This is a genomic window from Propioniciclava sp. LT294, assembly GCF_059516005.1.
In genome coordinates this window covers 19,131-41,233 of the sequence record NZ_JCAKNG010000001.1, presented here as the reverse complement: position 1 = coordinate 41,233, position 22,103 = coordinate 19,131, and the positions used below count along the sequence as shown (strand labels likewise).

The window sequence follows — 22,103 nt, the reverse complement described above, 5'->3', positions numbered from 1 at the left end:
GCTGCATTTTGTGTAGACGAAGCTGGTCATCACCACCCCATTTCGCCGACACAAAATGCAGCACGGTAGAATCGCCCCCCGTGCCAACCTACGAACCGCTCCGCCTGACCGCTCCCTCCGGGGGGACGGTCGAGGTGGCGACCCCGGTCGTGCTCGCGCCCATGGCCGGCATCACGAACCCGGCCTATCGGCAGCTCTGCCTCGAACAGGGTGCGGGGCTGTACGTGTGCGAGATGATCACCAGCCGTGGCATCGTCGAGAAGAACCCCAAGACGTTCGACATGTTGAAGTTCGCGCCGGGGGAGACCATCCGCTCGGTGCAGCTCTACGGCGTCGATGCCGACGTGATGGCGAGGGCGGCGCACATCCTGTGCGAGGACTTCGGCGTCCACCACATCGACATCAACATGGGGTGCCCGGTCCCGAAGGTGACGCGCCGCGGCGGCGGGGGAGCCCTGCCGTGGAAGACCGATCGCCTCGCGGAGATCCTCACCAGGACGGTGCGTGCGGCCGATGCCCACGGCGTCCCGGTGACGGTGAAGACCCGCATGGGCATCGACGAGGACCACCTCACCTATCTCGACGCCGGCCGCATCGCGCAGGAGGCCGGGGTGGCCGCGATCGCGCTGCACGCGCGCACGGTGGCCCAGTCGTACTCCGGCGAGGCCCGCTGGGAGGCCATCGCCTCACTCGTCGACCTCGTCGACATCCCGGTTCTGGGCAACGGCGACATCTGGGAGGGTGTCGATGCCCTCCGCATGGTGGAGCGGACCGGCGCGGCCGGGGTGGTGGTGGGACGCGGGTGCCTCGGGCGTCCGTGGCTGTTCCGCGACCTGGCGGACGCCTTCGCGGGCCGCCCGGTGCAGCCCTACCCCACGCTGGGTCAGGTCACCGCGATGCTGCGGCGCCACGCCGTCCTGCTCGCCGAGATCCACGGCGAGCGCTGGGGGCTGGTCGACCTGCGCAAGCACATGGCCTGGTACTTCAAGGGATTCCCGGTGGGCGGCGACCTGCGGCGCGCGTTCGCGATGGTCTCGAGCTTCGCCGAGCTCGACGATCTGATCGCAGAACTCGATCCGGAGGCCACCTACCCGGAGCACGAGCTCGGCACCCCGCGGGGCCGCCAAGGGACACCGCGGGAGCGCGTCACGGTGCCCTATGGCTGGTTGGACAGCCGGACGCTCGGCGACGAGGACCTCTCCGCCGCCGAGTCCGACGTCTCGGGGGGCTGAGTCAGCCGGCGACGGCCTGCAGGTAGGGCATCATCCCCGCCACGAGCGCGATCAGGGCGATGACCGGTGCGGTGACGCCCAGGATGATGCCCCAGATGCCGAACGTGCGACCCTTGCGTTGGACGGCGGCGACGATGCTGATGATCCAGCCCCCGATGCCTGCCAGGGTGGCGACGATGCCGGCGCTGTAGAGCCCTTGGATCTTCTGGCTGAACGCGATGATCATCGGATCCGTCGGGTCGGGATTCTGCATGGAGGCGGGATCCATGCCGTAATCCACCATGAACTGCCCGCTCTGCTGACCCATGAGGTAGGAGACCACCGTCAACACGACGGCGCAGACCGCAACGGTGGCCAGGCCGACGATGCCCAGTCTGTTGCTCTTCGGCTGCTGCCGCCACGGCTGCTGGTAGGGGTCCTGCGGGTACGGCGCGTACTGCTGCTGGCCGTACTGTTGCTGGCCGTACTGCGGTGCCCCGTACGGGGCAGGCTGTTGCCCGTAGGCCTGCTGCTCGTACGGGGGTTGTCCGTACTGGGGCTGTCCGTAGGCCTGGGGAGGCGGTTGCTGGCCGTAGGGGGCCTGCTGACCGTACGCCTGCTGGCCGTACTGCTGAGGATCCTGGGGGTATCCGTACGGGGGTTGCCCGTAGGCCCGTGGGTCCTGGCCCTGGTCGTACTGAGGAGTGGAGTACCCACCCTCGGCCGGGGCCTGCGACTCGCGCTCGTAGCGGGGCGGCTCGTAGCCGTCACCCTCGTCGGGGCGACGCGAGGAGTCGGGGTGGGGTGTCTGGTCGCTCATGGCCATCCTCATGGTCTCGGGTGGCCCCATTCTACGAAGCGCGGGAAGATGGGCCCATGTCGGACGCGCTGAACCCCCGCACGCTCGCCTGGGCCCGCACCATGGCCGGCCACGCACAGGGGGACGTCGTCCGAGCCCACGCCGACTCGCGCGTCCGGCTCGACCTACCCGCACCGATCGGACGCGAGGCTCGCGAGGAGCGCGAGCGACTGATGCTGCGCCCCGGGGCGACGTTCAGCTCGGGGGCCGGCAACCGGAGGCGGGAGGAGGCGCCCGACGTCGAGCGCACCTGTTTCGAACGGGACCGCGACCGTATCGTCCACTCGACGGCCTTCCGCCGCCTGGCGGGCAAGACGCAGGTGGTCGTCTACCCGACCGACCACCAGCGGACCCGCCTCACCCACGCCATCGAGGTCGCCCAGGTCGCCACCTCCCTCGCGCGGGGCATCGGCGTCAACGCGGCGCTGGCGGACGCCATGGCCCTGGGCCACGACTGTGGCCATGGCCCCGGCGGCCACGCCTCGGAGGATGCCTTCGACGCGTTCCTCCCCGGCGGCTACGACCACGGCCCGTGGGGTGCCGACGTCGTCCTGGTGCCGTTGAACCTGTGCGCCGAGACCCTCGACGGGATCCGCAACCACTCATGGTCACGTCCCGCTCCGATGACCATCGAGGGGGAACTCGTCAGCTGGGCCGACCGGATCGCCTACTGCGCGCACGACCTCGAGGACGCCGTGCACGCCGGCATCGTCTCGCTCGACGACGTGCCCCGCGATGTCACCGCCATCGCGGGCCGGACGCGGCGCGAGCAACTGGCGGTGTTCATCCGGTCCATCATCGAGACGGTGGCCGAGACCGGCGTCGTGGGGATGGACGCCGAGGCGGCCGGCGCGCTGGCGTCGTTGCGGGCCTTCAACTACGAGCGCATCTACACCCGTCCCGACTCGGTCGCGCAGTCGAACGCGGTGATCGAGGTGCTGCACGGACTCGTGGAGTACTACTGCGACCACCCCTGGGCGATGCCGTCCGACTACCACGGGGCGGCCGAGGCCGATCGCGTCAAGACCGCCGTCACGTACGTGGGCGGCATGACCGACCGGTTCGCGTTCGGCACGGCGGAGGAGTTGCTCGGTTGGGACCCCGACCGGCTGCCACGGGGCATCGGTCTCGGGGCCTGACCTCAGCGCCCTTCCGGAGCCCAGGCCTCCGGGTCCTCCGGCTGGTGCTTGGGCGGCCGCGCGGCGGGCCGGCTCTCGGCGTCCCTGACTCGTCGTGACGGCTGAGCCGTGGTGGGGAGCGGCGCCGCCACGATGTCGCCCCAGTGGAGCCGGCGGCGGACGCGTGGTGGGCCGGACGGTTCGTCCCGGGGTCCCACGAGGGCCAGCGCGATGCCGCGGACGAGACCGACGAAGGCGGCCCCACCCAGCAGGCCGAGGGTGGCGGGCAGGATCCAGTCGGTGTCCACGCCCGTCCGCGCCGTGGCCGCGACACCGCTGTTCTGCAGCGCCCGCAGGTCGTGCCAGCGCACGCGGTCGGTGCCGACCCCACCCCCGGAACTGGCGACCACGGTGCCGCCGGGGAAGACCGTGGTGACATCGAGCGTCACCGTGGTGGGATCCAACTCGGTGAGGTACCCGGTCGGGATCGAGAAGAACACGTGTCCGTTCGAGTGGGTGGCGAGCCCCGGGTCCGAGTCGGTTCCCCGCGGCAAGGATCCCGTCAGGCGGCAGGAGAGGACCCCGTGCGTCACCGAACGTTCCGTGACGGAGATCGAGGCGGACGGCGACCCGTCACAGGGAGAGCTGTCCCCGGGAACCATCGGTTGGCTGATGCGGAGGTCGAGGTGGGTCGCGTCAGGGTCGAAGACGATCTCGCCGGTCACCGAATAGCCGGCCAGGGCCAAGGCCCCGGCAGCCACGGCGAGCGCGACCATGACACGAGGGGTCTTCCGTCGCACGCTCATTCCGGGGCCCAGATGCTGGGGTCCTGCCGGTCGGCCGGTGCCCCTTCGGATGGCGGCACCTCGTCCGGGGCCGGCCCCTCCCTGTCGTCAGGCAGGGCGGGGGCCGGGTCCTCGTCGTCACCCAACCACCCGCTCCACCAGGAGGCACCCAGCGCCAGGGCGATGCCCCACCCGAGCCCGGCGAGGAGGGGCACGAGCCAGGACGGCAGGGTGAGTCGCGAGCGCGCCGTGACGGCGATCCCGTCGCCCGCCGCGACCGGGTCGTTGAGTCGCGCGGTGCTGCCCGTCACCTCCACCCCGCGGGAGGCGGCGATGACGTCACCGGGGAAGTGCAACAGGACGTCGAGGTCGCTCACCTCCCCGGCGTTCCTCAGGTACCACGGCCGGGTGGTGCGGACGAAGAGGTGGTCCGGGGATGCGACCGCGATGCCCCACTGCTCCAGGGTGTCACCGTCGAGCGTCGTGCGGCCGGTGAGGTGGCACGCCACGTACCCGGGGGCGGCCGGTACCGGCGGGCTGGCCAGCGTCGATCGGCCCGGATCCTGCGAGCAGGGGGCCACGGAGGCGAACTCCGACCCCGATTCGTAGGCCAGGACGAGGTCGACCCGAGCGGTGGCGTCCGGCTCGAGCCAGACCTCCCCGCGCAGGGAGCAGCCGGCCAGCGGTAGCAACAGCGCCACCGAGGCCAGTCGTGCCATCCGACGGTGATCCATGGCGGGACCCTACTGCGCCGTGCGATCCATCCTTGGCGTCAGGGGTGCACGAGTGCACGCAGGGTGGCCGGGACGATCCGGCCCCGCCGGACGAGCTCGGCCATGACCGCCACGGTGCAGGCCTGGCCGGCCATGATGGCCACGAGCACCAGCACTTGGGCCGCGCCGGCCTGCACCGGGGAGCCGCCGCCCAGCAACACGCCGATGAACGCGCCGGGCAGGGTCACCAGACCCACCGTGCGCGTCTGGTCCAGGTTGGGGATCAGCGCCTCGGGCACGACCCGGTCGATGACCAGGCCCACGGCGTCCCGGCGCGTCAGCCCGAGGGCGAGCGCGGCCTCGTACTCGCCGCGCGTGGCCCGCAGCTCGTCGAAGATGCGGCGTCCGGCCAGGGTGTGACCGCTCATCATGTTGCCGGTCACGATGCCGCCGAGCGCGACGATGGTGATGCCGTTGAACGGGGAGGCCCCGCTCAGGAACACGATGAGGAGCACCGGGACGAGCCCGGCGAGCAGGCTGAGGGCGCTCCACGGCCAGCAGTCCCGGACGCCCACCCGACCGGTGGTGGTCCACAGGGCGACCCCGAACATCAGCCCCAGGAAGGCGAACGCGCCCCACACGGTCTGCACCGCGGCGGTGATGACCAGCGACACCGCCGCCAGTTGGAGCACCGCGCGGACCGCGGCGACCACCTGCTGGCGGGCCAAGGGGGTCCGCCCGGCGAGGGACGCCACGACCGCCAGGGCCACCAGCAGCACCAACGCGAGGGCGAGTCCCCAGCCGACAACCACGGTCACGGCACGAGACTAGCGCGGGGCGGCGCCCCCGGGTCCGCGGCTAGACTGCGCGCATGGCCGGCTTGATCCACCCCGAGGACTTGGAGACGGTCCGCGAGCGGTCCCGGATCGACGACGTCGTCAGCGCCTTCGTCCAGCTGAAGCCGGCCGGGGGAGGAGCGCTCGTCGGGCTGTGCCCGTTCCACGACGAGAAGACGCCGAGCTTCCGCGTCACGCCCAGCAAGGGGTTCTACTACTGCTTCGGGTGCGGTGAGGGCGGGGACGTCATCTCGTTCGTCCAGAAGATCAACAACATGGGCTTCACCGAAGCCGTGGAGTTTCTCGCCGACCGGGTGGGGATCCAACTCCGCTACACCGACGGGGACGGCGGTGCGCGGCACGAGCCGGGCCTGCGCATGCGGGTGCTGGAGGCCAACCAGCTCGCCGCCGAGTTCTTCGCCCGGCAGCTCGCCAGCCCGGACGCGGTGACGGGCCGCGTGTTCCTCGACGGACGTGGGTTCACGCGCGAGCACGCCGAGCACTTCGGCATCGGCTTCGCACCCCGGGGTGGACGCGACCTGCTCAACCACCTGCTGGGCAAGAAGTTCAGCAAGGACGACCTGGTCAAGGCCGGGCTGGTCCGCGAGTCGGGGTGGGACTTCTTCCAGGGACGCCTGGTCTGGCCGATCCGCGACGCCGGCCGTTCGACGCTGGGGTTCGGCGCACGCCGCCTCTTCGACGACGACCGCATGCCGGCGAAGTACCTCAACACCCCCGAGACGCTCGTGTACAAGAAGTCCCATGTCCTGTACGGGCTGGACCTCGCCCGCACCCACATCGGCAAGAAGAACCAAGCGGTCGTCGTCGAGGGCTACACCGACGTCATGGCCTGCCACATCGCGGGGGTCGACACCGCGGTGGCGTCCTGCGGCACGGCCTTCGGCGCGGACCACTCCCGCATGCTCTCCCGCCTCATGACGTCGGACGCGCTGGCCGGCGAGGTGGTCTTCACCTTCGACGGGGACGCCGCCGGACAGGCGGCCGCGCTCAAGGTGTTCAGCTCGGACACCACCTTCAGTTCGCAGACGTACGTCGCCATCGAGCCCAGCGGGCTCGACCCCTGCGACCTGCGCATCCAGGGCGGGGACGCCGCGGTCCGCGAGCTGGTGGCCCGTCGTGTCCCCCTGTACCGGTACGTGATGAAGAACACGCTCGAGAAGTTCGACCTCGACCGGGCCGACGGCCGCATCGCCGCCGTCCGTGCCGCGGCGCCGCTGGTGGCGTCCGTCCGGGATCGCTCGCTCATCTCGGAGTACCTGCGCGAGCTCGCCGGCATGGTCGGCATGGACACCGACACCGTCCGGGCGGAGGTGCAGCGCGCCAACCAGCGGAAGGTGCCGCAGGAGACGCCGGAGACCTCGCCCGTCACCGTCGTCGCGCCGGACGCCCCGAGCCAGGCCGCGATGCTGGTGCTGCCCGACCCGTCCGATCGCCGCATCGCCACCGAGCGAGGCGTCCTGAAGGTGATGGTGCAGCACCCGAACCTGTTCCCGCAGGACTGGGGCGGCGTCACCCCCGACGACTTCCAGCACCCGAGCTACCGGCACGTCTTCGAGGTGCTCTCGGCGACCGACCGGCACGCCGGCGGGTTCGCCCAGGCCGTCGTCGACGCCGTGGACGATCCTGTCGGCAGGCAATTGGTGGTGGCCCTCTCGGTCGAGCCGCTGCTGGCGGAACCGACTGGCGCCTACGCGCGTGAGTACGCGGCGCGGCTCCGCCTCGGCCGCGTGGTCCGCGAGATCAACGACCTCAAGTCGCGGCTGCAGCGCACCAACCCCGTCGACGAGCAGACCGCCTACAACCGCATGTTCGCCCAGCTGTTGGAGCTGGAGACCCGGCGTCGCGGCCTGGAGCAGTTGGCCATCGGCGGCTGAAAAGCAAGCCCCGGACGCACACCGGTGTTGTCCGAATGTTGCCTGTGGGCAACCCTCGCCGCGGGCTCGGGCGGGTGGCGACGGGACGAGGCTCGAGGCATGGACATCGAGCCCACCCCCAAGACCCGCCTCACCCACGCCGAAGAAGTCGCCCTGCTGCGGCGCATCGACGCCGGCACCCTCGCTGCGGCCGTCCTGACCGGCCAGGTGCCCCCACCCGTCCCGGCGAGCGAGGCCGAACTCGACCTGCTGGCCCGGGACGGACAGCAGGCGCGGGCGCACCTGGTCCGGGCCAACACCGGGCTGGTCTGGTACGTCGTCCGGCCCGTGGCCGAACGGACCGGCCAGCCCCGCGACGACCTCTTCCAGGAGGGGTACATCGGATTGCTCGAGGCCGTGGACCGCTTCACACCCGAGAAGGGGAACTTCGCCACGTGTGCGATCCCGTGGATCCGGATGCGGGTGGGGGACGCCGCCACGACCGCACAGGGGGCGCTGGGGCTGCCGGCCCGCCGTGCCCGCCAGTGGCGGCGGACGCGCTCGGCGGTGACGGCGCTCACCGTCTCGCTGGCACGGACGCCGCGGGTCGAGGAGGTCGCCGAGGCGACGGGGGAGACGCCACGCGTCGTCCGGTCGCTGCTGGCATTCACGCCGGTGGTGCCGTTGGACCGGGAGGACCCGCGGTGGCTCCAGGTCCACGCCGTCCCCGGATGCGGCCACGATCGCGTCGACCCGGACACGGTGTGGGCCCTGCTCGGACGCCTGGACGTCCTCGACCGGACGCTCGTCGTCCTGCTGTACGGCCTGGACGGTCCGCCGCGCACCCATGCGGAGGTGGCCGCACTCACGGGCAGGAGTGAGTCGACGATCCGGCGCCGCGAACGCCGGGCGCTCGCACTCATGCGCGCGGGAGACGCCGCCGGGCTCGCCGCGTGAGGTTGGCACAATGGGGGAGTGAACATCTTCTCCCTCAGGTCGCTGCCCGCCGACGCCCGAGCACTGCTGGACGCAGAGGTCGGACGGCGGCTCCACCTGCTGGCCTGGGGGCGGACCGAGGACGGCCACCTGATCGCGCTGCACGACCGCCTGGTGCGGATCGCGTCCGAGGAGGTGACCCAGGTGGGCTGGCACGACATCTTGCGCGGTGGCTGGGACGACGAGAACAAGACGATGCGGTGGACCATCATGTCGACCGGCCAGCAGGTCTCCGTGCCGCTCGTGGAACCCCGCCGGTTCCCCGAGGTCTTCAAGGAGCGCGTCGAGACGACGTTCCTCTTCCAGACGTCCATCCACCCGGCGTCCAACAAGACCGTCACCATCAGCGCGCGCCGCAACCTGATGGACGGGGAGGCGCCGGTCCTCTGGACCGCCCACCCGGCGCGCGGCACGGTCATGGACGCCGAGGTGCTGGCCTTCACCGAGGCCGAACTCGGGCGCTTCCGCGCCGAATATGCGTTCTGACCAACTGTTTGCTAGAGTCTCTTCTCGCGCGCAGCGATCCCCTGTAGCTCAATTGGCAGAGCATCTGACTGTTAATCAGAGGGTTACTGGTTCGAGTCCAGTCGGGGGAGCCATTCAAAACGGGCGTCTGACAAGGTGAAACACCGAGTCGGACGCCCTTCGCTTTTCCCCGTGGGCAACATGCGGGCAACAAGAAACCGGGCGTCCTCCACTGAGAGGAACCGCACACGATGCCCACCAACACCTGCACGAACACCCGCTGCGACCGACCGGCCACGCACGCCGTCGAGTTCCTGCGCTCGTCTCCGATTGACCCGACGCCGTTCACCCGGTTGCAGTGCGAGACGCACGCCCGGCGCAACGTTGAGCAGCTCGGGGCGACCATGACCGACCTGCCCGGCGTCGAGGCGGACGCCCGGCCGGTCGTCGAGGGTGACGCCCTCCTCGACGCGGCCCGCGCCTATGTGGCTCGCTGGCGCACCGTGTTCCGGTTCACCGGCGCCGAACCCGTCGGCGAGGCGGGTGCCGTCCGGGTCTGGTACGTCGGCCCGTCGGCCGCTCGGGCCCGTGACGGGCAGCCGCTCGAGGCCGAGTTCTGTGAGGTCGTGGGCGCCTGGGAGCTGGCCCGCGAGCTGGCGCCCGAAACCGGCGGAGTCGAGGCGGTCACCCGGTGCGCTGGGTGCGGGCACGACGTGGATGAGCACCTGAACGGCCGCGCCGAGTGCGTGGTGTGCGACTGCGGGGGCGGCGACGTCGAGGCCGGGCCAGCCGGCGAACTCCTGCGGCTCACCTATGACGCGCTGTTGGTGCAGCAGGTCAGCGGCGCGCTAGACCGCGCCGGCCTCTCCCGACTGGAAGCCGCACGACGGGCCGGAATCGACCCTGTGACGTTCGCCCGCCGCATGACCAGGGAAACCTTCACCATCGCCGAGTTGGGCGCCCTCGCGGACGCGTGCGGCGTCAGAGCGTCGGTGTGGCTTCGCGAAGTCGACGACACGCTCGCGGCCGCTCACAAGCTCGAGGCGGCGGCGCGATGACGGGACGTTGGGGGCGGGTGGCCACCGGCCACCGGGCGGTTCGGGCGGGAACTCGCGTCCCTCCGGGTTACCGTGGGCCGCATGCATGCCGCCCCCATTCTGGCTGTCGCACTGGCGGCCGTCGTTGTGCTGTCCGGATGCTCGGCGGAGCCTGAGCCGACGGCCGCGCCGGCGTCCGCGGGGGTGGCCCCGGAGCGATACCGGACGCCGGCGCCCTCGGCCTCGGCGACGCCCTCGGCGGCGTGGCCGTCGCCGTCGCACCTCATCCCGGGAACCGGCCTAACGGCGAGCTCCCAAGAGGGGATGGTGGTCGGCCCAACAGGCGCCCTTCTGCGCTACGTGCCCGCCGACCCGGCATGGTCGCCGAAGTGCCGGCCCGCGACGAGCGAGGAACGCGCCGCGCTCGAATGGCACGTGCGCAACAACACAACGTCGGACGGCGTCAACTACGCGAAGGGTGCGCCCCTGGTAGTTGACCTGCCCGAGCCGGGGTGGTGGGTAGTCGCCTATTGGGACCGCTGGGGGAGCGGCGAAACGGACGTGAACGCCGCCGTGCGTGGCGGCGGCAAGGTTTCGGGCGTCGGTACGGCGTGGGCGGGCACCCACACGTACGGCGGCGCCGCATTCGCGGACGGCCCCAAAGCGCTTAGGGCCGCTCGCGAATGCCTAGGCGGGGGGGTCAAGTGGTGACCGCCCCAGCCCGTGTCGCTGCGCTGGCCGCGGCTCTTGTCCTGGTCGGATGCACACCGGCCGCGCCCGAACCCGAGCCGACCGTCGCGCCCCGTTCCGTGGGCCCGGTGCCCGAGCCGTCGCGCACGCCCGAACCGACGCCCTCGGCCTCGGCGACGCCCAGCCCGGGGACGACGCGCTACTCGACAACGGTTGGCCCGGTGCTTGGGTTGAAGTTGGAGTGTCGGCCGATTACGCCCCGCGAGCGTGCGCTATTCGTCGACGCCGGGGCGATCGAGCGCGCCGTCGCCGTCGACTTCGGCGAGCCGTGGCGGGTGATCGTGTACGGCGTGCGCGGGGAACTGTATCCGCGGCAGGTTGTGACGAACGGCACACGGTTTGCGGACGTCGGCCCGGGGTGGGGTGGCGGCTACTATGCGCTTGACGTGCAGCTTGCCGACGGGCCAGCCGCGCGCGCAGCCGCCGAAGCGTGCCACGCGCGCGGGTAAGGGTCGTCAGTATGACCGGGACGTCGCGCGGGAAGTTGCTGTGCGAGAGACCGGTGCCGGTGTAGAAGGTCGGCGGCCGAAGTGTCGCAGGCGTCGCAGGGGGTCGGGGTTGTGGAGCCGGCCTTTTCTGCAGCTACTCCCCGAGGGGGATTGCCCCCCGGGGCGGGGGGTCCCCACCCCCCCCCAGCGCGGGGGCATGGGTCGGGCCGGCCGCCTGGCGAGCAGCGCCCGCTACTCGTGGCGGCCGGGCCCGGTCCGGGTCGGGTCGACGGTCACCACGCGAACGGCGCGCGGTGCGGACTCTCAGCCCCCGGACGGCGGACGCCCCTACCCACCCATTTTGGGGGGCGTCCGCGTGTCTCACAGGTTGTCGACGTCGGCGGCGGTGAGGGCGCCGACGGCGGCACGCTTGGCGATGCTGCTGCCCCGCGGGAGCTTGACCGGCTGCGGTTCGGGGGTGCGGCGGGCATCTTCGATACTGCGGAGGGCGGCACCGGCCTGTCGCATGACGTGTGCCCGGAACTGCCAGGGTGGCATGCCCCGGTAGACGTGCGCGTACTGGTTCAGCGTCTCGGCCTTCTGCGGGTTGGTGTACCAGCGGCGTGCACCGTAGCCGGGCCCTCGCTGGGCGTTGGTGACGTCGTCTCCCGGCAGGACGCCCCAGGGGGTGGCGTGCCGCACGAACCCGGCGACGAGGTCGAGGCGGGCGGCGTCGGCTTCGAGCGTGAGCCACAGGTCCGCGCAGCCGGCGCGGGTGGCGTCGTCGAGGGTTCGCGCGCGGCCGGTAGCCTTGGTCAGCTTTTCGGCGGCGTCGAGGTAGGCGGCGACGCTGTCAGCGTAGACGCGTTGGAGCTCGGTGAACGTGTGGGCGGCGTGTCCGCGGAGGGCGGCCAGGGCGCCGGCTGCGGCCGCGAGGTGAGCACGCCCCCAGATTCGACCGCCGGCGGCGCGTTCGGTGTCGTTCGTCGCACGGACGGACGCGGACACGGTTCCGGCGGCGTCGTCGTAGTTGGTGGCGTTGCCGATCATGCGAGCGGCTGCGACTTCGTCGAGGGTGGCGGACGTCTTCCACGCGGCGGCCCATGCTTCGATCCGGTCGGCACGCTTGAGGGCGTCGACAACGTTCGCGTACGGCTCGGGGTCGAGGCCGAACACGTCTAGCAGGACGTCCAGGAACTGGCCTGTCTGGCTGTGCAGGTCGAACCGGTCGGCGCCGGCTGCGCTGTGCGAGATGGGCGAGAGCTCGCGCCGGATCGCGTCGGCGCCCATCGTGGCGAACCGGGATTGTGTGCGGGTGGGGGCGGTCACGGTGTCACCACCCCCAAGCGTCGCGGACAATGTCGCGCGGGGTTGGCTCGGCGGGGTTGTCCCGCTCCGGGGCGGGACGCATGAGGACGTCGGCGACGATCTGCGCGGCGGTCGGCTCGGGTGTGGTGTTGGTGTCGGGGGTGCTGTCGCTGTCGGACATGGGGTGTCCCTTCTAGGCGTTGTGGAGTCCGGCGAGGTGTTCGCGGACGGATCGAGCGGAGACGAGCCACCGGCCGCCTACGTTCCGGCCGCTGAGCTTGGCGGCCATGCGGCGGACGGTGCGGGGGGTGACGCCGAGAAGCTCGGCGGCCTCGCTGGTGGTCATGTGTTCATCGTGTCGGGCCGGTTCCTCGGTGGTGTCCGCGTGCGGTCGTGGGGACACGGGCGCGGACACGGCCGGCTCGAGCGTGTGGGCCAACCGTTCTAGGTCCGGGTGTGCGGGGTGGCCTTCAAGTCGGCGCGTACGCCGTGCGGTGTGCACGGCGTACGCGAGGACGTCGAGGTCCCGCCCAGACACAACGAGGGCGTCACGGACGCGGGCGGCCGGGGTCACCGGGGGCCCTCGTTGTCGAGCGCGTCGAGGATGCCGCGCCAATCGGCGTCCGTGAGGTTGTCGAACCCTGCGAACGGGTCGAACTCGGCGGCGTGCTTGGCGTTGGTCCAGGCGAGGGGGCCGTACATGTCGAGGGCGGCGGCGTCATAGGCGCGTGCCGCGTCTTCCGGGGTGTCGAACATGCCGAGATGGACGCGGGCGATCCGGGCGCGCCACCGGGTGCCGTGCTTCTGCACGCCCTTCCAGCCGACGGTGTTGTCGCTGCGCATGCGGGCGCGTTGCACTTCGGCCGATGTGGCGCCGGGGCCGGGCCGGCGGCTCATCGGGTCTTCCCGTTCCGGCCGCGGCGGCGGGCGCGGCGCGCTCGGTGCGTGGGCCACCTGTCGCCGGTGCGTGCGGGTGCGGGCTCGGCGTGCCCGAGCGCCTGCCTGATTCGGGCGTCCAGGGTGAGCGGCTCGGGTTTGCGCGCGGGCCCGGTGTTGCGGGGCGCGGGACGCGGCATCGGAGGCCGTGCCGGGCCCTGCGCGACTTGTGGGGCGCGACCCCCGCCCCGGGAGTCAATACGGGCCGGGCCGTCCATGCCGATCCTGCGGACCCCTGCGGCGTCCTGCGTGGCGTTCGGTGCCGTGCGTCCGCGGTAGCGTCCGACCGTGACGGGACGGCCGGCCCTCTGCGGGCCCTGGTCGGCCGCCCGCGGGTTGCGGCCCGTGGGTCGGGTCTGGGGCTGCGCGGCCGTCTGGCGGGCGACTGCGTCCGCTGACGTGGTATCGCGGGTCGCTCCCCGGGTGCGGGTGCGGTTGCGGGCGTGGTGCTCGGTCATGGTTCCTTCCGGTGTTCGTTGTTGCGGGGGTTCTTGGGGCGCGGTGGCGCCTTGACGGTGACGTCGACGCCACCCCAAACGCCGTGGGTTTCGTGCTCGCCGGCCCTGCGGCATTCGGCGCGCACGGGGCAGCCGTCGCAGCGGTTCGCGACGGACGCGCGCACGTTCTCGCGCTTGTCCGTGAATCGCTCGTCACCCGCGCAGGGTGGGACGTGCCCGGCGTCCAGGGCGGCCGCCAGGGCCCGGGCGAGCGCTTCTCGAGCGGCATCGGCCGCCATCAGGCGACCTTGCCCGGGATGACGCCGGGGTTGTGCCGCTGGGCGGTCGCGGCGTGGCCCTCGCGGAGCGCGGTGCGGATCGCTGCCCGCTGTTCCGACGTCGGCCCGACGCGTTGGGAAGGCGGTCGGCAGTCTGGGCAGTGCAAGGCGCCCGGGCGTCCGTGTTCGCAGTAGGTGACAAGCCCGGACTCTCGCGGGAGTTGGCCGGCGTGGCTGGCGGTGTCCCACCACGGGCCGGGCCGGTTGAGGGCCCCGGGGCTCTCGACCTTCGGGTCGTAGGCGGCCACGACCAGGGCGAGCATGACGTCGCGGGCTGGTCTGGTCGGAACGTTGTTGTTGATCCACGTGGCGACGGACGTCGCGAGCCAGGCAGGTCGAAGGGCGCTGATCGCGTGGCCGATCGCGCGGGCCTCGTCAGGGGTCGGCATGAGTCGTTCCTTCCGCGGTCAGGCTTCGGAGTCGGAGCGCTTCGAGTTGGCGCGCGCGTTCGGCTTCGAGTTGATCCGGCGTCGCGGCGTCGAGCGCCTTGCTTTTCGTGATCCCGTCAACCCAAACGGCGGCGTCCGGGCCCGCGCTGGTCTGCGCGCTGGTCGAGGTCTCGGGGGGCGCGCTTTGGTTTGTGGTTTGTTCTTGATCTGATGGGCCGTCCATGGCGGACGGGGTTGTCGAGGTCGGCCCAAGGATCGGGTTCGGCCGGGTCGGCGGGGAGCGCCAAGGCGTAGGACGTCGCCCGCCCCTGCCCGCCACCAACGGACTCGACGACGAGGTAACCCTTGGCCGTCAGGATCGCTAGGAGCTTCTCGACGTTGCGAGGCTTCGCGTAGTCGAGTCGGCGGGCCAGCAGCTCGACGCCCGGGTGGGCGCGGCGCCCGTGGCCGTCTGTGAAGTTGAATACCGCGACCAGGACGCGCGACTCGGCGTTCGTGAGGTTCCGACTGTGCGGCAGGTTGTGGATCTGCTTCAGGTACTCGAACTTGTCGAAGCTGCGGCGCCCGCTCGCGCCCGACGCCCCCTTGGGGCGCGGGCCCGACATCAGTGGGACCCGGCGGTCGGTATCGGGCGGAACGCGGCGTCGACCTCTGCCAGGTCAACGCGGATGTGCCGGCCGCCGGGCAGGCGATAGCCGGTGATGTGTCCGTCCGCGATCATGCGGCGGATGGTGAAAATGGAGACGTCCCAGCGCTGGGCGGCAACCTCGCGGCTGACGAACTGGCGGGGCTCCGGGGCGTTCTTGGTTGTGGTGCTACGTCGTGCTGTCATGGGCAAGACGCTATGAATCGGGTTCGACAGTTCCGGGGCGTCGTGCTCGGTTAGTAGCCGCGACCCTCCGGCACGCTACCGGTCGCTGCCACGCGCTTTCACCTAGTCGGAACGGGTTTGGTCGTGCATCTTCTTCTGACCCGCCCCGCAGGTGTCTATCAAAGCCGATGTGGCCGATCTTCTGTCTGGCGTACACGAGCGGTCCCGGTGCTGGCGCCTAACTGGGGTCACGGGTGACCGGAGTTTGCGACTCGACTGGGGTCACGGGTGACCCTAGTTCGGTTCAGGGCGGGCGTTGCCGTGGTCGACCATTGCCGACAGGGCGGCCGCGATGGCCTTGTCTCGGTCGCGGGCGGCGTGCTGGTAACGCATGGCGGCGGCCGGGGTCGAGTGTCCGAGCCGGGCCATGAGTTCGGCGAGCGTCGCGCCCGTCTGGGCGGCCAGGACAGCGCCCGTGTGCCTCAGGTCGTGCAACCTCAGGTCGGGGCGCCCTGCGGCCTCCCGGGCCGCACAGAACCCGCTCGCGGACTCGTTGACCATGCGGCCCTTGATGCGCCGCTTGCGTGCCTCCTTGCCGTTCAACGTCGACTGTGACAGGTGCCCGCCGGACGCCGCGGGGAACAACAGGCCGTTGGGCCCCGGCTGGGCGTGCGTCTTGATGTGGTCCTTGACGATGGGCAGTAGGTGGGGCGGGATCGCGACGTCTCGGATGCCGGCGTCCGACTTCGGCGTGTCGACGATCCGTTGTTTGTTGACCAGGACGACAGCGCGCCGGATGCGCAACCGCGAGTTGGCCACGTCGACGTCGCGGCGGCGCAGCTCGGTCACTTCGCCGAACCTGAGGGCGCACCACGACATGAGCAGGATTGCCAGCTTGTGACGCTCGGGCATGTTCGCCACGATCACCGCGAGTTCCTCCAGGGACGCCGGTTCGGCCTTGTGGGTTGTCTTGGCCTTGGACGCCCCGGGCAGGCTCGGGGGCTTGATGCGGGCGTCCTTCTTCGCGGCGTCCTTGAGGATCGAGCGCAGCAGGGCGTAGGCGTGCGCGTTCGCAACGGGCGTCTTGGGCAGGTTGTCGCGCCAGTGGTTCAGGGCGTCCTCGTCGAGTGTGTGCAGGGGCCGGTCGCCGAGCTGGGGCAGGATGCGCGACTCGAGCAGGCTCAGGTAGTGCGCGCGCGTGCGCGGCTTCAACGGTTGGCCGTCGCCCCGTCGGTGGTTTTCGACCCACGCCCGCGCGTAGTCGTCGAGGGTCGAGCCGCGCGCGTGCTTGGCCGCGGCCCGGGTCGCTGGGGCGGTCCATTCGTCGCGCTCGATCAGGCGGCGTTCCTGCAACAGCCAGGCCTCGGCGTCGAGCTTGGCCGTGAAGGTCTCGGGAGCGTTGTGCACCTTGTCGTCGGGACCGACGTAGCCCGCTTGCCACCGTCCCGAATCGCGCTTGCGTAGGCGCCCGAATCCGCGGCGACCGGCCATTGTTTACCCCTCTCCCGTGGCCCATTTGGGCAACATACGGGCAACATAACAGCTTCTTGGTGCTCGGTCACGCTCTCTTGCGCTCACTGCCAATGTGGCGTTACTGTACCTCTCAACACCTAGTCAAAGCGCTTAGTTCTAGGGGCAACGACCAGTTGGGGGAGGACCAGAGGGTTACTGGTTCGAGTCCAGTCGGGGGAGCTTCCGAGAAGGGCGTTCTGACAAGGTGAAACACCGGTCAGGACGCCCTTCTGTTTTTTCTCGTGTCGCCACGGTGGCAACGCCCGGGTAGGTCATCATGCTTCACCGAGGGCCGTGAACGCGCGTTCATCGGGTGTTCACGCAACTGAGGGGCAAGTGCAACGAAGAGGTGTCACACTTCACATGAACGCGCTTTCACGGACCCTCGTTGGGCCGGGAGGAGCGCGTCCTGTCGTGACCGACCCACTTCCACCAGGAGAAATGCCCATGTTGCCTCGCCGTTCCTTTCTCGCCGGTGCCGGCGCGCTCGTCGCCTCGGCTGCGCTGGTGCTGACCGGCTGCACCCCGCCCGCTGGCGCTCCGGGCGGCACCCCGGCCACCGGCAGCACGCCGGGAGCCAGTGGGGCCCCGGCTTCCGCCGGCACCCTCGTCGTCTACTCCAACTCCGTGTCCGATGGTCGTGGCGAATGGCTCGCCAAGGAGGCCGAGGCGGCCGGCTTCAAGCTGCAGTTCGTCGACCTCGGGGGCGGCGACATCCAGAACCGCCTGCTGGCCGAGAAGAACAATCCCATCGCCGATGTCACCTTCGGTCTGAACAACGTCTTCTTCGAGAAGCTCAAGGCCGCGGGCGTCCTCGAGGCCTACACCCCGAGCTGGTCCGGTGATGTCGACGCCAAGTTGGGCGACGGCGCGCAGTTCTGGCCGATCGTGCGCGAGCCGATCATGCTCGTCTACAACGACGGTGCCTACCCCGGCGGTGTCGGCGCGCCCACCGATTGGCCCGACCTGTGGACCGAGCCGGAGTTCAAGGCGAAGTACGAGACCCCGACCAGCCTCGGTGGCGCGACCACGCAGATGGTGCTCTCGGGCATCCTCACCCGCTACGCCGACCCCTCCGGCGAGCTCGGTGTCTCCGATGACGGCTGGAAGGCCATCGAGGCCTACTTCGGCAACGGCTCCTCGGCCGTCAAGGGCGAGGACCTCTACGCCCGCATGAAGGCCGGCAAGGTCAACGCGGGCCAGATGTGGCTCGCAGGCAAGGCGACCCGCGAGAAGCAGTACGAGATCAAGACCACGGCCGTCAAGCCGAGCGTCGGCGTCCCCTTCGCGGTGCAGCACGTCGCCCTGGTGAAGGGCAGCAAGCAGGCCGACCAGGCGAAGAAGTTCATCGACTGGTTCGGCTCGGCCGAGCTGCAGGCCAAGTGGAGCAACCAGTTCTTCACCGCGCCGACCAACACCAAGGCCGCCGCAACTGCGAACAAGGCCGCGGTCGACGCCACTGACGCGTTCACCCGGCAGGACATCAACTGGGAGTTCGTCGCCAAGAACATCGACTCCTGGATCGAGCGCATCCAGCTCCAGTACATGGGCTGACCGACCGGTCCCACGAGGGCGCGGCACACCCGGCCCGGGTCTGCCGCGCCCTCCCTCCAGACTGCATCCACACCCAGAAAGGCACCACCCGGTGATCACGTACTCAGATGTCGAGGTCCGCTTCGGGGACTTCGTGGCGATCCCGAACCTGAACCTCACGATCAACGAGGGCGAGTTCTTCACCCTGCTCGGCCCGTCCGGGTGTGGGAAGACCACGATCCTGCGCGCCTTGGCCGGCTTCGTCGCGCCCAGCAAGGGCCGGATCACCATCGGTGAGAAGGACGTCACCCACCTGCCCAGCGACAAGCGCGACATCGGCATGGTGTTCCAGAACTACGCGCTGTTCCCGTCCATGACCGTGCGCGAGAACATCGCCTTCGGCCTCAAGGTGGCCAAGGTCAGCCGCGACGAGCTCGAACAGCGCGTCTCCGACATCGCGCGCGAGGTCGAGCTCACGGATACCCAACTCTCCCGCAGCATCGCCGAACTCTCCGGCGGCCAGCAACAGCGCGTCGCCATCGCACGCGCCATGGTCATGCGGCCGCGCATCATGCTGCTCGACGAGCCGCTGTCGAACCTGGACGCCAAGCTGCGCCACCAGATGCGCGTCCAGCTGAAGGACCTCCAGAAGCACTTCGGCATCACCAGCGTCTACGTGACCCACGACCAGGACGAGGCCTTGGCCATGTCCGACCGCATCGCCGTGGTGAACGCCGGCCGGATCGAACAGGTCGGCCGGCCCCAGGACGTCTACCAGGCCTCGGCCACCGAGTTCGTCTGCACCTTCATCGGCGACGTCAACCGGTTCGAACCCCGCGTCTCCCAGCGCCTCGTGGACGCCGGCGCCCGCCACCTCGACCCCACGCTGCCCAGCTACCTGCGGATCGAGAAGATCCGAGTGACCCCGCGGGGGACGTCCGCACCCGCCGGCCTGATCCCGGTCGACGGAGTCGTCGTCGGCAAGCAGTACCACGGCATCAACCACTCCTACGAGGTCCAGCTCGGTGACACCCGCGTCAAGGCCGTCGTCCCCGAGGACGGGCTGGCCCGCCACTTCGACCTCGGCGACGAGGTCACGGTCATCACCGACGCCGTCCACGTCCTGCAGTACCCGGACGCCGCACCCACAGGGCGTGCGGCATGAGGTCGGAGCTGGGGAGGATGGTGCGCTCGCCGATGGTGCTCACCGTCGGCCTGGTCACCGCGTGGTTCATCGTGGCCTTCCTCATCGTTCCCAACGTCGAGCTGCTCCAGACGGTGTTCGCCCCCAAGGAAGGGCTGTCGCCCTGGGAGAAGCTGGCCATGTCGCGCCCCGCGCAGCGCTCGCTGGTGAACAGCCTGATCCTCGCGGTGGTGTTGTCCGTCACGGTCAACGCCGTGGGCGTCTTCATCGTGCTCGTGACCCGCTACTACGACATCAAGGGCGCGAGGTACCTCTGGCTGGGCTATGCCACGACGCTGGTCTACGGCGGCATCGTCCTCGTGTCGGGCTACAAGTTCCTGTACGGCCCCCACGGCATGCTCACCTCGGCGCTGACCACGATCGTCCCGGTCCTCGATCGGGAGTGGTTCTCGGGGGCGGCCGCGGTCATCTTCGTGATGACGTTCGCCACGACGGGAAACCACCTGCTGTTCCTCACGGCGTCCATGGCCAAGGTCGACTACCAGACCGTGGAGGCCGCCCAGCAGATGGGGGCGTCCAACTGGTCGATCTTGTGGAACATCGTCCTGCCGGTGCTCAAGCCGACCCTGTTCGCGATCACGATCCTGACCTTCCTGGGTGGCCTGGGCGCCCTGGCTGCGCCGCAGATCCTGGGCGGGCGCGACTTCCAGACCATCAGCCCGATGATCCTGACGTTCGCCAACGCGCCCGGCTCACGCGACCTCGCGGCCGCGCTCGCCCTCATCCTCGCCACCGTCACGATGCTGCTGCTGTTCCTCCTCAACCGGCTCGAGAAGGGCGGCACCTACTTCTCGGTGTCGAAGGTGCCGGTCGCCCTGGTCAAGCAGAAGATCACCAACCCGGTGGGCAATGTGGTGGTGCACGCCGTGGCCTACCTGCTGTTCCTGATCTACGTGCTCCCCCCGGTGCTGATCGTGATCTTCTCCTTCACCGACGCCGAGTCGATCGCCTTCGCTCGCCTTTCCCTCGGCGCGTTCACGCTTGAGAACTACGCCACGGTCCTGACCGACCCGGCAGCCTCCTGGCCGTTCGTGGTCTCGGTCGGCTATTCGGCCGCCGCGGCCACCATCGTGATCGTGTTCATCCTGTTCGTGGCCCGCATCATCACCAGGTACCGGAACAAGATCACCGCCGCGACCGAGTACCTGCTGCACATCCCGTGGATCATGCCCGGAATCATGACCGCGCTCGGCCTGATCATCGCCTACGACCACGCCAACCCCCTCGTCGGCGGGTTCGTGCTCACCGGCACGGTGCTGATCCTGGGCATCGCCTACGTCATCGGGAAGGTCCCGTTCACGCTGCGGCTCATGAAGGCGTCCTTCACCGGCATCAACCAGAATCTCGAGGAGGCGGCGTCCATGCTGGGGGCCAGCCAGTTCTACACGTTCCGGCGGGTGCTGCTGCCGCTGGTCATCCCGGCGGCCACGGCCATCACCGCGTTGAACTTCAACTCGATGCTCGACGACTACGACACCGCCGTGTTCCTGGCCCACCCCTTCTACCAACCCTTGGGCATCTTCATCAAGAACGCCACCGAGGGCGAGACCCGGGGCGACACCACCGCCATCACCTTCGTGTACGCCGTGATCCTCATGATCATCTCGGGCCTGACCATGTACCTGGTCTACGGACGCAGCGCGTCCGGCAAGAAGCGGCACATCCGCCGACGCACCATCGCCGAAGACACCGTCAAGCAGGAGGCCACCCAGTGATCGGACACCCACAGTACGCAGCCGTCAACCAGCCGTTCGCCGACCTGCTGGCCACGCGGCGTCCGCTCATCGCGGTGCACCGTGGCTCGGGCCGCGGCAGCATCGCCGAGAACACCCTCAAGGGCATCCGCGCCGCCATCGCCGAGGGCGCCGCGATCGTCGAGATCGACATCGTCCGCTCCACCGACGGGGACCACTTCCTGTTCCACGACGGCTACGAACCGATGCACCTCGGCATCGAGGCCAACATCCGCACCCTCAGCACCGCCGAGATCGAGCAACTCGGCTACCGCTGGTGCATCTCCGACGCGGCGCTGTACCCCGTCGAGCGGCTCCGCACCGTGCTGGACGCCTGCCCCGACGTGTTCTTCAACGTCGACCGGTCCTGGTGGTGGTGGCCGGGGCTGCTGGACGAACTCGCCGAGCACGGCGTCCCGTCGCACCTGTTGCTCAAGTCGCCGGTGCAGGACGACGCCTTGGAGGCGTTGTCGACCCACCCGACCAAGTTCCCCTACATCCCGATCGTGAAGACGGTCGAGGAGGTGGAGCGAGTGTGGGCCGACGAGGCGATCAACATGGTCGGAGTGGAGCTGGTTGCCAGCGACCCCGACCACCCGTTCTGCGACGCGGACTACGTCGCGTCGATCCGCGAGCGCGGCTTGGTGGCCCTCATGAACGGCCTCAACCTCGCCAACCGGATTCCGCTGTACGCAGGGTTCGACGACGAGGTGTCCCTGCTGGTGGACCCTGATCGCGGGTGGGGCGAGATGATCGCCCGGGGCGCCGACATCATCCAGACCGACTGGCCCGGCCTCCTCGACCGCTACCTCGAACGGCTAACCTGACGC

The 22,103-nt window shown here is 70.2% G+C and carries 26 protein-coding genes and 1 tRNA gene; 13 read left to right on the top strand and 14 right to left on the bottom strand.

What is annotated here, in order from left to right; translation table 11 throughout:
• The first annotated feature begins 80 nt into the window (after positions 1 to 80).
• On the top strand, positions 81 to 1,232 hold the full coding sequence (gene dusB, locus AC5YDA_RS00225) for a tRNA dihydrouridine synthase DusB (protein ID WP_496192699.1): 1,152 nt from the start codon (positions 81 to 83) through the stop codon (positions 1,230 to 1,232).
• A gap of 1 nt (position 1,233) precedes the next feature.
• On the opposite strand, the gene AC5YDA_RS00220 is transcribed toward dusB, so the two are convergent.
• Positions 1,234 to 2,031, bottom strand: a complete 798-nt coding sequence (locus tag AC5YDA_RS00220; protein WP_496192698.1) for a hypothetical protein — start codon at positions 2,029 to 2,031, stop codon at positions 1,234 to 1,236.
• 101 nt (positions 2,032 to 2,132) lie between these two features.
• On the opposite strand from AC5YDA_RS00220, the gene AC5YDA_RS00215 reads away from it, so the two are divergent.
• Positions 2,133 to 3,209, top strand: a complete 1,077-nt coding sequence (locus tag AC5YDA_RS00215; protein WP_496192734.1) for an HD domain-containing protein — start codon at positions 2,133 to 2,135, stop codon at positions 3,207 to 3,209.
• Between the two features lie 2 nt (positions 3,210 to 3,211).
• On the opposite strand, the gene AC5YDA_RS00210 is transcribed toward AC5YDA_RS00215, so the two are convergent.
• From AC5YDA_RS00210 to AC5YDA_RS00200, 3 genes are read right to left on the bottom strand one after another with little or no spacing between them, the layout of a single operon-like run.
• On the bottom strand, positions 3,212 to 3,994 hold the full coding sequence (locus AC5YDA_RS00210) for a hypothetical protein (protein WP_496192697.1): 783 nt from the start codon (positions 3,992 to 3,994) through the stop codon (positions 3,212 to 3,214).
• Positions 3,991 to 4,707, bottom strand: a complete 717-nt coding sequence (locus AC5YDA_RS00205) for a hypothetical protein (protein WP_496192696.1) — start codon at positions 4,705 to 4,707, stop codon at positions 3,991 to 3,993. Before AC5YDA_RS00205 ends, AC5YDA_RS00210 begins: the two co-directional genes overlap by 4 nt.
• A gap of 38 nt (positions 4,708 to 4,745) precedes the next feature.
• The gene (locus AC5YDA_RS00200; protein ID WP_496187925.1) at positions 4,746 to 5,468 is read right to left on the bottom strand and encodes an ABC transporter permease; all 723 of its coding nucleotides are present in this window, start codon (positions 5,466 to 5,468) and stop codon (positions 4,746 to 4,748) included.
• An 89-nt stretch (positions 5,469 to 5,557) separates the two neighbouring features.
• Here AC5YDA_RS00200 and dnaG point away from each other — a divergent pair, with 89 nt between their 5' ends.
• From dnaG to AC5YDA_RS00165, 7 genes are all read left to right on the top strand, one after another.
• Complete coding sequence (dnaG, locus tag AC5YDA_RS00195; RefSeq protein WP_496187871.1) at positions 5,558 to 7,417, top strand: DNA primase; 1,860 nt, start codon at positions 5,558 to 5,560, stop codon at positions 7,415 to 7,417.
• A gap of 99 nt (positions 7,418 to 7,516) precedes the next feature.
• On the top strand, positions 7,517 to 8,353 hold the full coding sequence (locus AC5YDA_RS00190; RefSeq protein ID WP_496192695.1) for a sigma-70 family RNA polymerase sigma factor: 837 nt from the start codon (positions 7,517 to 7,519) through the stop codon (positions 8,351 to 8,353).
• A gap of 18 nt (positions 8,354 to 8,371) precedes the next feature.
• Positions 8,372 to 8,878: a hypothetical protein gene (locus AC5YDA_RS00185; RefSeq protein WP_496192694.1), complete on the top strand. Its 507-nt coding sequence runs from the start codon at positions 8,372 to 8,374 to the stop codon at positions 8,876 to 8,878.
• Between the two features lie 37 nt (positions 8,879 to 8,915).
• Positions 8,916 to 8,991 (top strand) — tRNA-Asn (locus AC5YDA_RS00180).
• A gap of 117 nt (positions 8,992 to 9,108) precedes the next feature.
• Positions 9,109 to 9,915 (top strand): hypothetical protein, encoded by an 807-nt coding sequence (locus AC5YDA_RS00175; RefSeq protein ID WP_496192693.1) that lies wholly within the window; start codon positions 9,109 to 9,111, stop codon positions 9,913 to 9,915.
• Between the two features lie 81 nt (positions 9,916 to 9,996).
• Complete coding sequence (locus AC5YDA_RS00170) at positions 9,997 to 10,605, top strand: hypothetical protein (RefSeq protein WP_496192692.1); 609 nt, start codon at positions 9,997 to 9,999, stop codon at positions 10,603 to 10,605.
• A gap of 107 nt (positions 10,606 to 10,712) precedes the next feature.
• Positions 10,713 to 11,093: a hypothetical protein gene (locus tag AC5YDA_RS00165; protein WP_496192691.1), complete on the top strand. Its 381-nt coding sequence runs from the start codon at positions 10,713 to 10,715 to the stop codon at positions 11,091 to 11,093.
• Between the two features lie 360 nt (positions 11,094 to 11,453).
• Here the strand turns inward: AC5YDA_RS00165 and AC5YDA_RS00160 are convergent, their stop codons facing one another.
• The 10 genes from AC5YDA_RS00160 to AC5YDA_RS00115 all read right to left on the bottom strand — a co-directional run bounded on the left by AC5YDA_RS00160 (position 11,454) and on the right by AC5YDA_RS00115 (position 16,782).
• The gene (locus AC5YDA_RS00160) at positions 11,454 to 12,401 is read right to left on the bottom strand and encodes a hypothetical protein (RefSeq protein ID WP_496192690.1); all 948 of its coding nucleotides are present in this window, start codon (positions 12,399 to 12,401) and stop codon (positions 11,454 to 11,456) included.
• 4 nt (positions 12,402 to 12,405) lie between these two features.
• Positions 12,406 to 12,561 carry a hypothetical protein gene (locus tag AC5YDA_RS00155; protein ID WP_496192689.1) on the bottom strand — a complete coding sequence of 52 codons (156 nt, stop codon included), beginning with the start codon at positions 12,559 to 12,561 and terminating at the stop codon, positions 12,406 to 12,408.
• Positions 12,562 to 12,573: 12 nt separating this feature from the next.
• Complete coding sequence (locus AC5YDA_RS00150; protein ID WP_496192688.1) at positions 12,574 to 12,726, bottom strand: helix-turn-helix domain-containing protein; 153 nt, start codon at positions 12,724 to 12,726, stop codon at positions 12,574 to 12,576.
• 224 nt (positions 12,727 to 12,950) lie between these two features.
• Positions 12,951 to 13,223: a hypothetical protein gene (locus AC5YDA_RS00145; protein WP_496192687.1), complete on the bottom strand. Its 273-nt coding sequence runs from the start codon at positions 13,221 to 13,223 to the stop codon at positions 12,951 to 12,953.
• A 50-nt stretch (positions 13,224 to 13,273) separates the two neighbouring features.
• The gene (locus AC5YDA_RS00140) at positions 13,274 to 13,774 is read right to left on the bottom strand and encodes a hypothetical protein (protein ID WP_496192686.1); all 501 of its coding nucleotides are present in this window, start codon (positions 13,772 to 13,774) and stop codon (positions 13,274 to 13,276) included.
• Positions 13,771 to 14,052, bottom strand: a complete 282-nt coding sequence (locus AC5YDA_RS00135) for a WhiB family transcriptional regulator (RefSeq protein WP_496192685.1) — start codon at positions 14,050 to 14,052, stop codon at positions 13,771 to 13,773. Before AC5YDA_RS00135 ends, AC5YDA_RS00140 begins: the two co-directional genes overlap by 4 nt.
• Entirely contained in the window at positions 14,052 to 14,480 is a 429-nt protein-coding gene (locus tag AC5YDA_RS00130) for a hypothetical protein (protein ID WP_496192684.1), read from the bottom strand. The genes AC5YDA_RS00135 and AC5YDA_RS00130 overlap by 1 nt, the downstream gene beginning before the upstream one ends.
• A 116-nt stretch (positions 14,481 to 14,596) precedes the next feature.
• Positions 14,597 to 15,085, bottom strand: coding sequence for a hypothetical protein (locus tag AC5YDA_RS00125; RefSeq protein ID WP_496192683.1), 489 nt, complete (start codon positions 15,083 to 15,085; stop codon positions 14,597 to 14,599).
• Complete coding sequence (locus AC5YDA_RS00120) at positions 15,085 to 15,312, bottom strand: excisionase family DNA-binding protein (protein ID WP_496192682.1); 228 nt, start codon at positions 15,310 to 15,312, stop codon at positions 15,085 to 15,087. The genes AC5YDA_RS00125 and AC5YDA_RS00120 overlap by 1 nt, the downstream gene beginning before the upstream one ends.
• Positions 15,313 to 15,585: 273 nt before the next feature.
• A complete protein-coding gene (locus tag AC5YDA_RS00115; RefSeq protein ID WP_496192681.1) occupies positions 15,586 to 16,782 on the bottom strand; it encodes a tyrosine-type recombinase/integrase in 1,197 nt (398 codons plus the stop codon).
• 468 nt (positions 16,783 to 17,250) lie between these two features.
• On the opposite strand from AC5YDA_RS00115, the gene AC5YDA_RS00110 reads away from it, so the two are divergent.
• From AC5YDA_RS00110 to AC5YDA_RS00095, 4 genes are all read left to right on the top strand, one after another.
• A complete protein-coding gene (locus AC5YDA_RS00110; RefSeq protein ID WP_496192680.1) occupies positions 17,251 to 18,357 on the top strand; it encodes an extracellular solute-binding protein in 1,107 nt (368 codons plus the stop codon).
• Positions 18,358 to 18,448: 91 nt separating this feature from the next.
• Positions 18,449 to 19,501 carry an ABC transporter ATP-binding protein gene (locus tag AC5YDA_RS00105; RefSeq protein WP_496192679.1) on the top strand — a complete coding sequence of 351 codons (1,053 nt, stop codon included), beginning with the start codon at positions 18,449 to 18,451 and terminating at the stop codon, positions 19,499 to 19,501.
• Positions 19,498 to 21,255, top strand: coding sequence for an ABC transporter permease (locus tag AC5YDA_RS00100; RefSeq protein ID WP_496192678.1), 1,758 nt, complete (start codon positions 19,498 to 19,500; stop codon positions 21,253 to 21,255). The genes AC5YDA_RS00105 and AC5YDA_RS00100 overlap by 4 nt, the downstream gene beginning before the upstream one ends.
• A complete protein-coding gene (locus AC5YDA_RS00095; RefSeq protein ID WP_496192677.1) occupies positions 21,252 to 22,100 on the top strand; it encodes a glycerophosphodiester phosphodiesterase family protein in 849 nt (282 codons plus the stop codon). Before AC5YDA_RS00100 ends, AC5YDA_RS00095 begins: the two co-directional genes overlap by 4 nt.
• Positions 22,101 to 22,103: the final 3 nt, after the last annotated feature.

Excerpts from the sequence above, each read along its gene's own strand:
- AC5YDA_RS00125 (WP_496192683.1), bottom strand. The coding sequence starts at position 15,085 with ATGTCGGGCCCGCGCCCCAAGGGGGCGTCGGGCGCGAGCGGGCGCCGC.
- AC5YDA_RS00135 (WP_496192685.1), bottom strand. The coding sequence starts at position 14,052 with ATGGCGGCCGATGCCGCTCGAGAAGCGCTCGCCCGGGCCCTGGCGGCC.
- AC5YDA_RS00205 (WP_496192696.1), bottom strand. The coding sequence starts at position 4,707 with ATGGATCACCGTCGGATGGCACGACTGGCCTCGGTGGCGCTGTTGCTA.
- AC5YDA_RS00190 (WP_496192695.1), top strand. The coding sequence starts at position 7,517 with ATGGACATCGAGCCCACCCCCAAGACCCGCCTCACCCACGCCGAAGAA.
- AC5YDA_RS00150 (WP_496192688.1), bottom strand. The coding sequence starts at position 12,726 with ATGACCACCAGCGAGGCCGCCGAGCTTCTCGGCGTCACCCCCCGCACC.
- AC5YDA_RS00130 (WP_496192684.1), bottom strand. The coding sequence starts at position 14,480 with ATGCCGACCCCTGACGAGGCCCGCGCGATCGGCCACGCGATCAGCGCC.
- AC5YDA_RS00140 (WP_496192686.1), bottom strand. The coding sequence starts at position 13,774 with ATGACCGAGCACCACGCCCGCAACCGCACCCGCACCCGGGGAGCGACC.
- dnaG (WP_496187871.1), top strand. The coding sequence starts at position 5,558 with ATGGCCGGCTTGATCCACCCCGAGGACTTGGAGACGGTCCGCGAGCGG.
- AC5YDA_RS00100 (WP_496192678.1), top strand. The coding sequence starts at position 19,498 with ATGAGGTCGGAGCTGGGGAGGATGGTGCGCTCGCCGATGGTGCTCACC.
- AC5YDA_RS00175 (WP_496192693.1), top strand. The coding sequence starts at position 9,109 with ATGCCCACCAACACCTGCACGAACACCCGCTGCGACCGACCGGCCACG.
- AC5YDA_RS00110 (WP_496192680.1), top strand. The coding sequence starts at position 17,251 with ATGTTGCCTCGCCGTTCCTTTCTCGCCGGTGCCGGCGCGCTCGTCGCC.
- AC5YDA_RS00155 (WP_496192689.1), bottom strand. The coding sequence starts at position 12,561 with ATGTCCGACAGCGACAGCACCCCCGACACCAACACCACACCCGAGCCG.
- AC5YDA_RS00210 (WP_496192697.1), bottom strand. The coding sequence starts at position 3,994 with ATGAGCGTGCGACGGAAGACCCCTCGTGTCATGGTCGCGCTCGCCGTG.
- AC5YDA_RS00170 (WP_496192692.1), top strand. The coding sequence starts at position 9,997 with ATGCATGCCGCCCCCATTCTGGCTGTCGCACTGGCGGCCGTCGTTGTG.
- AC5YDA_RS00120 (WP_496192682.1), bottom strand. The coding sequence starts at position 15,312 with ATGACAGCACGACGTAGCACCACAACCAAGAACGCCCCGGAGCCCCGC.
- AC5YDA_RS00215 (WP_496192734.1), top strand. The coding sequence starts at position 2,133 with ATGGCCGGCCACGCACAGGGGGACGTCGTCCGAGCCCACGCCGACTCG.
- AC5YDA_RS00220 (WP_496192698.1), bottom strand. The coding sequence starts at position 2,031 with ATGAGCGACCAGACACCCCACCCCGACTCCTCGCGTCGCCCCGACGAG.
- AC5YDA_RS00115 (WP_496192681.1), bottom strand. The coding sequence starts at position 16,782 with ATGGCCGGTCGCCGCGGATTCGGGCGCCTACGCAAGCGCGATTCGGGA.
- AC5YDA_RS00145 (WP_496192687.1), bottom strand. The coding sequence starts at position 13,223 with ATGCGCAGCGACAACACCGTCGGCTGGAAGGGCGTGCAGAAGCACGGC.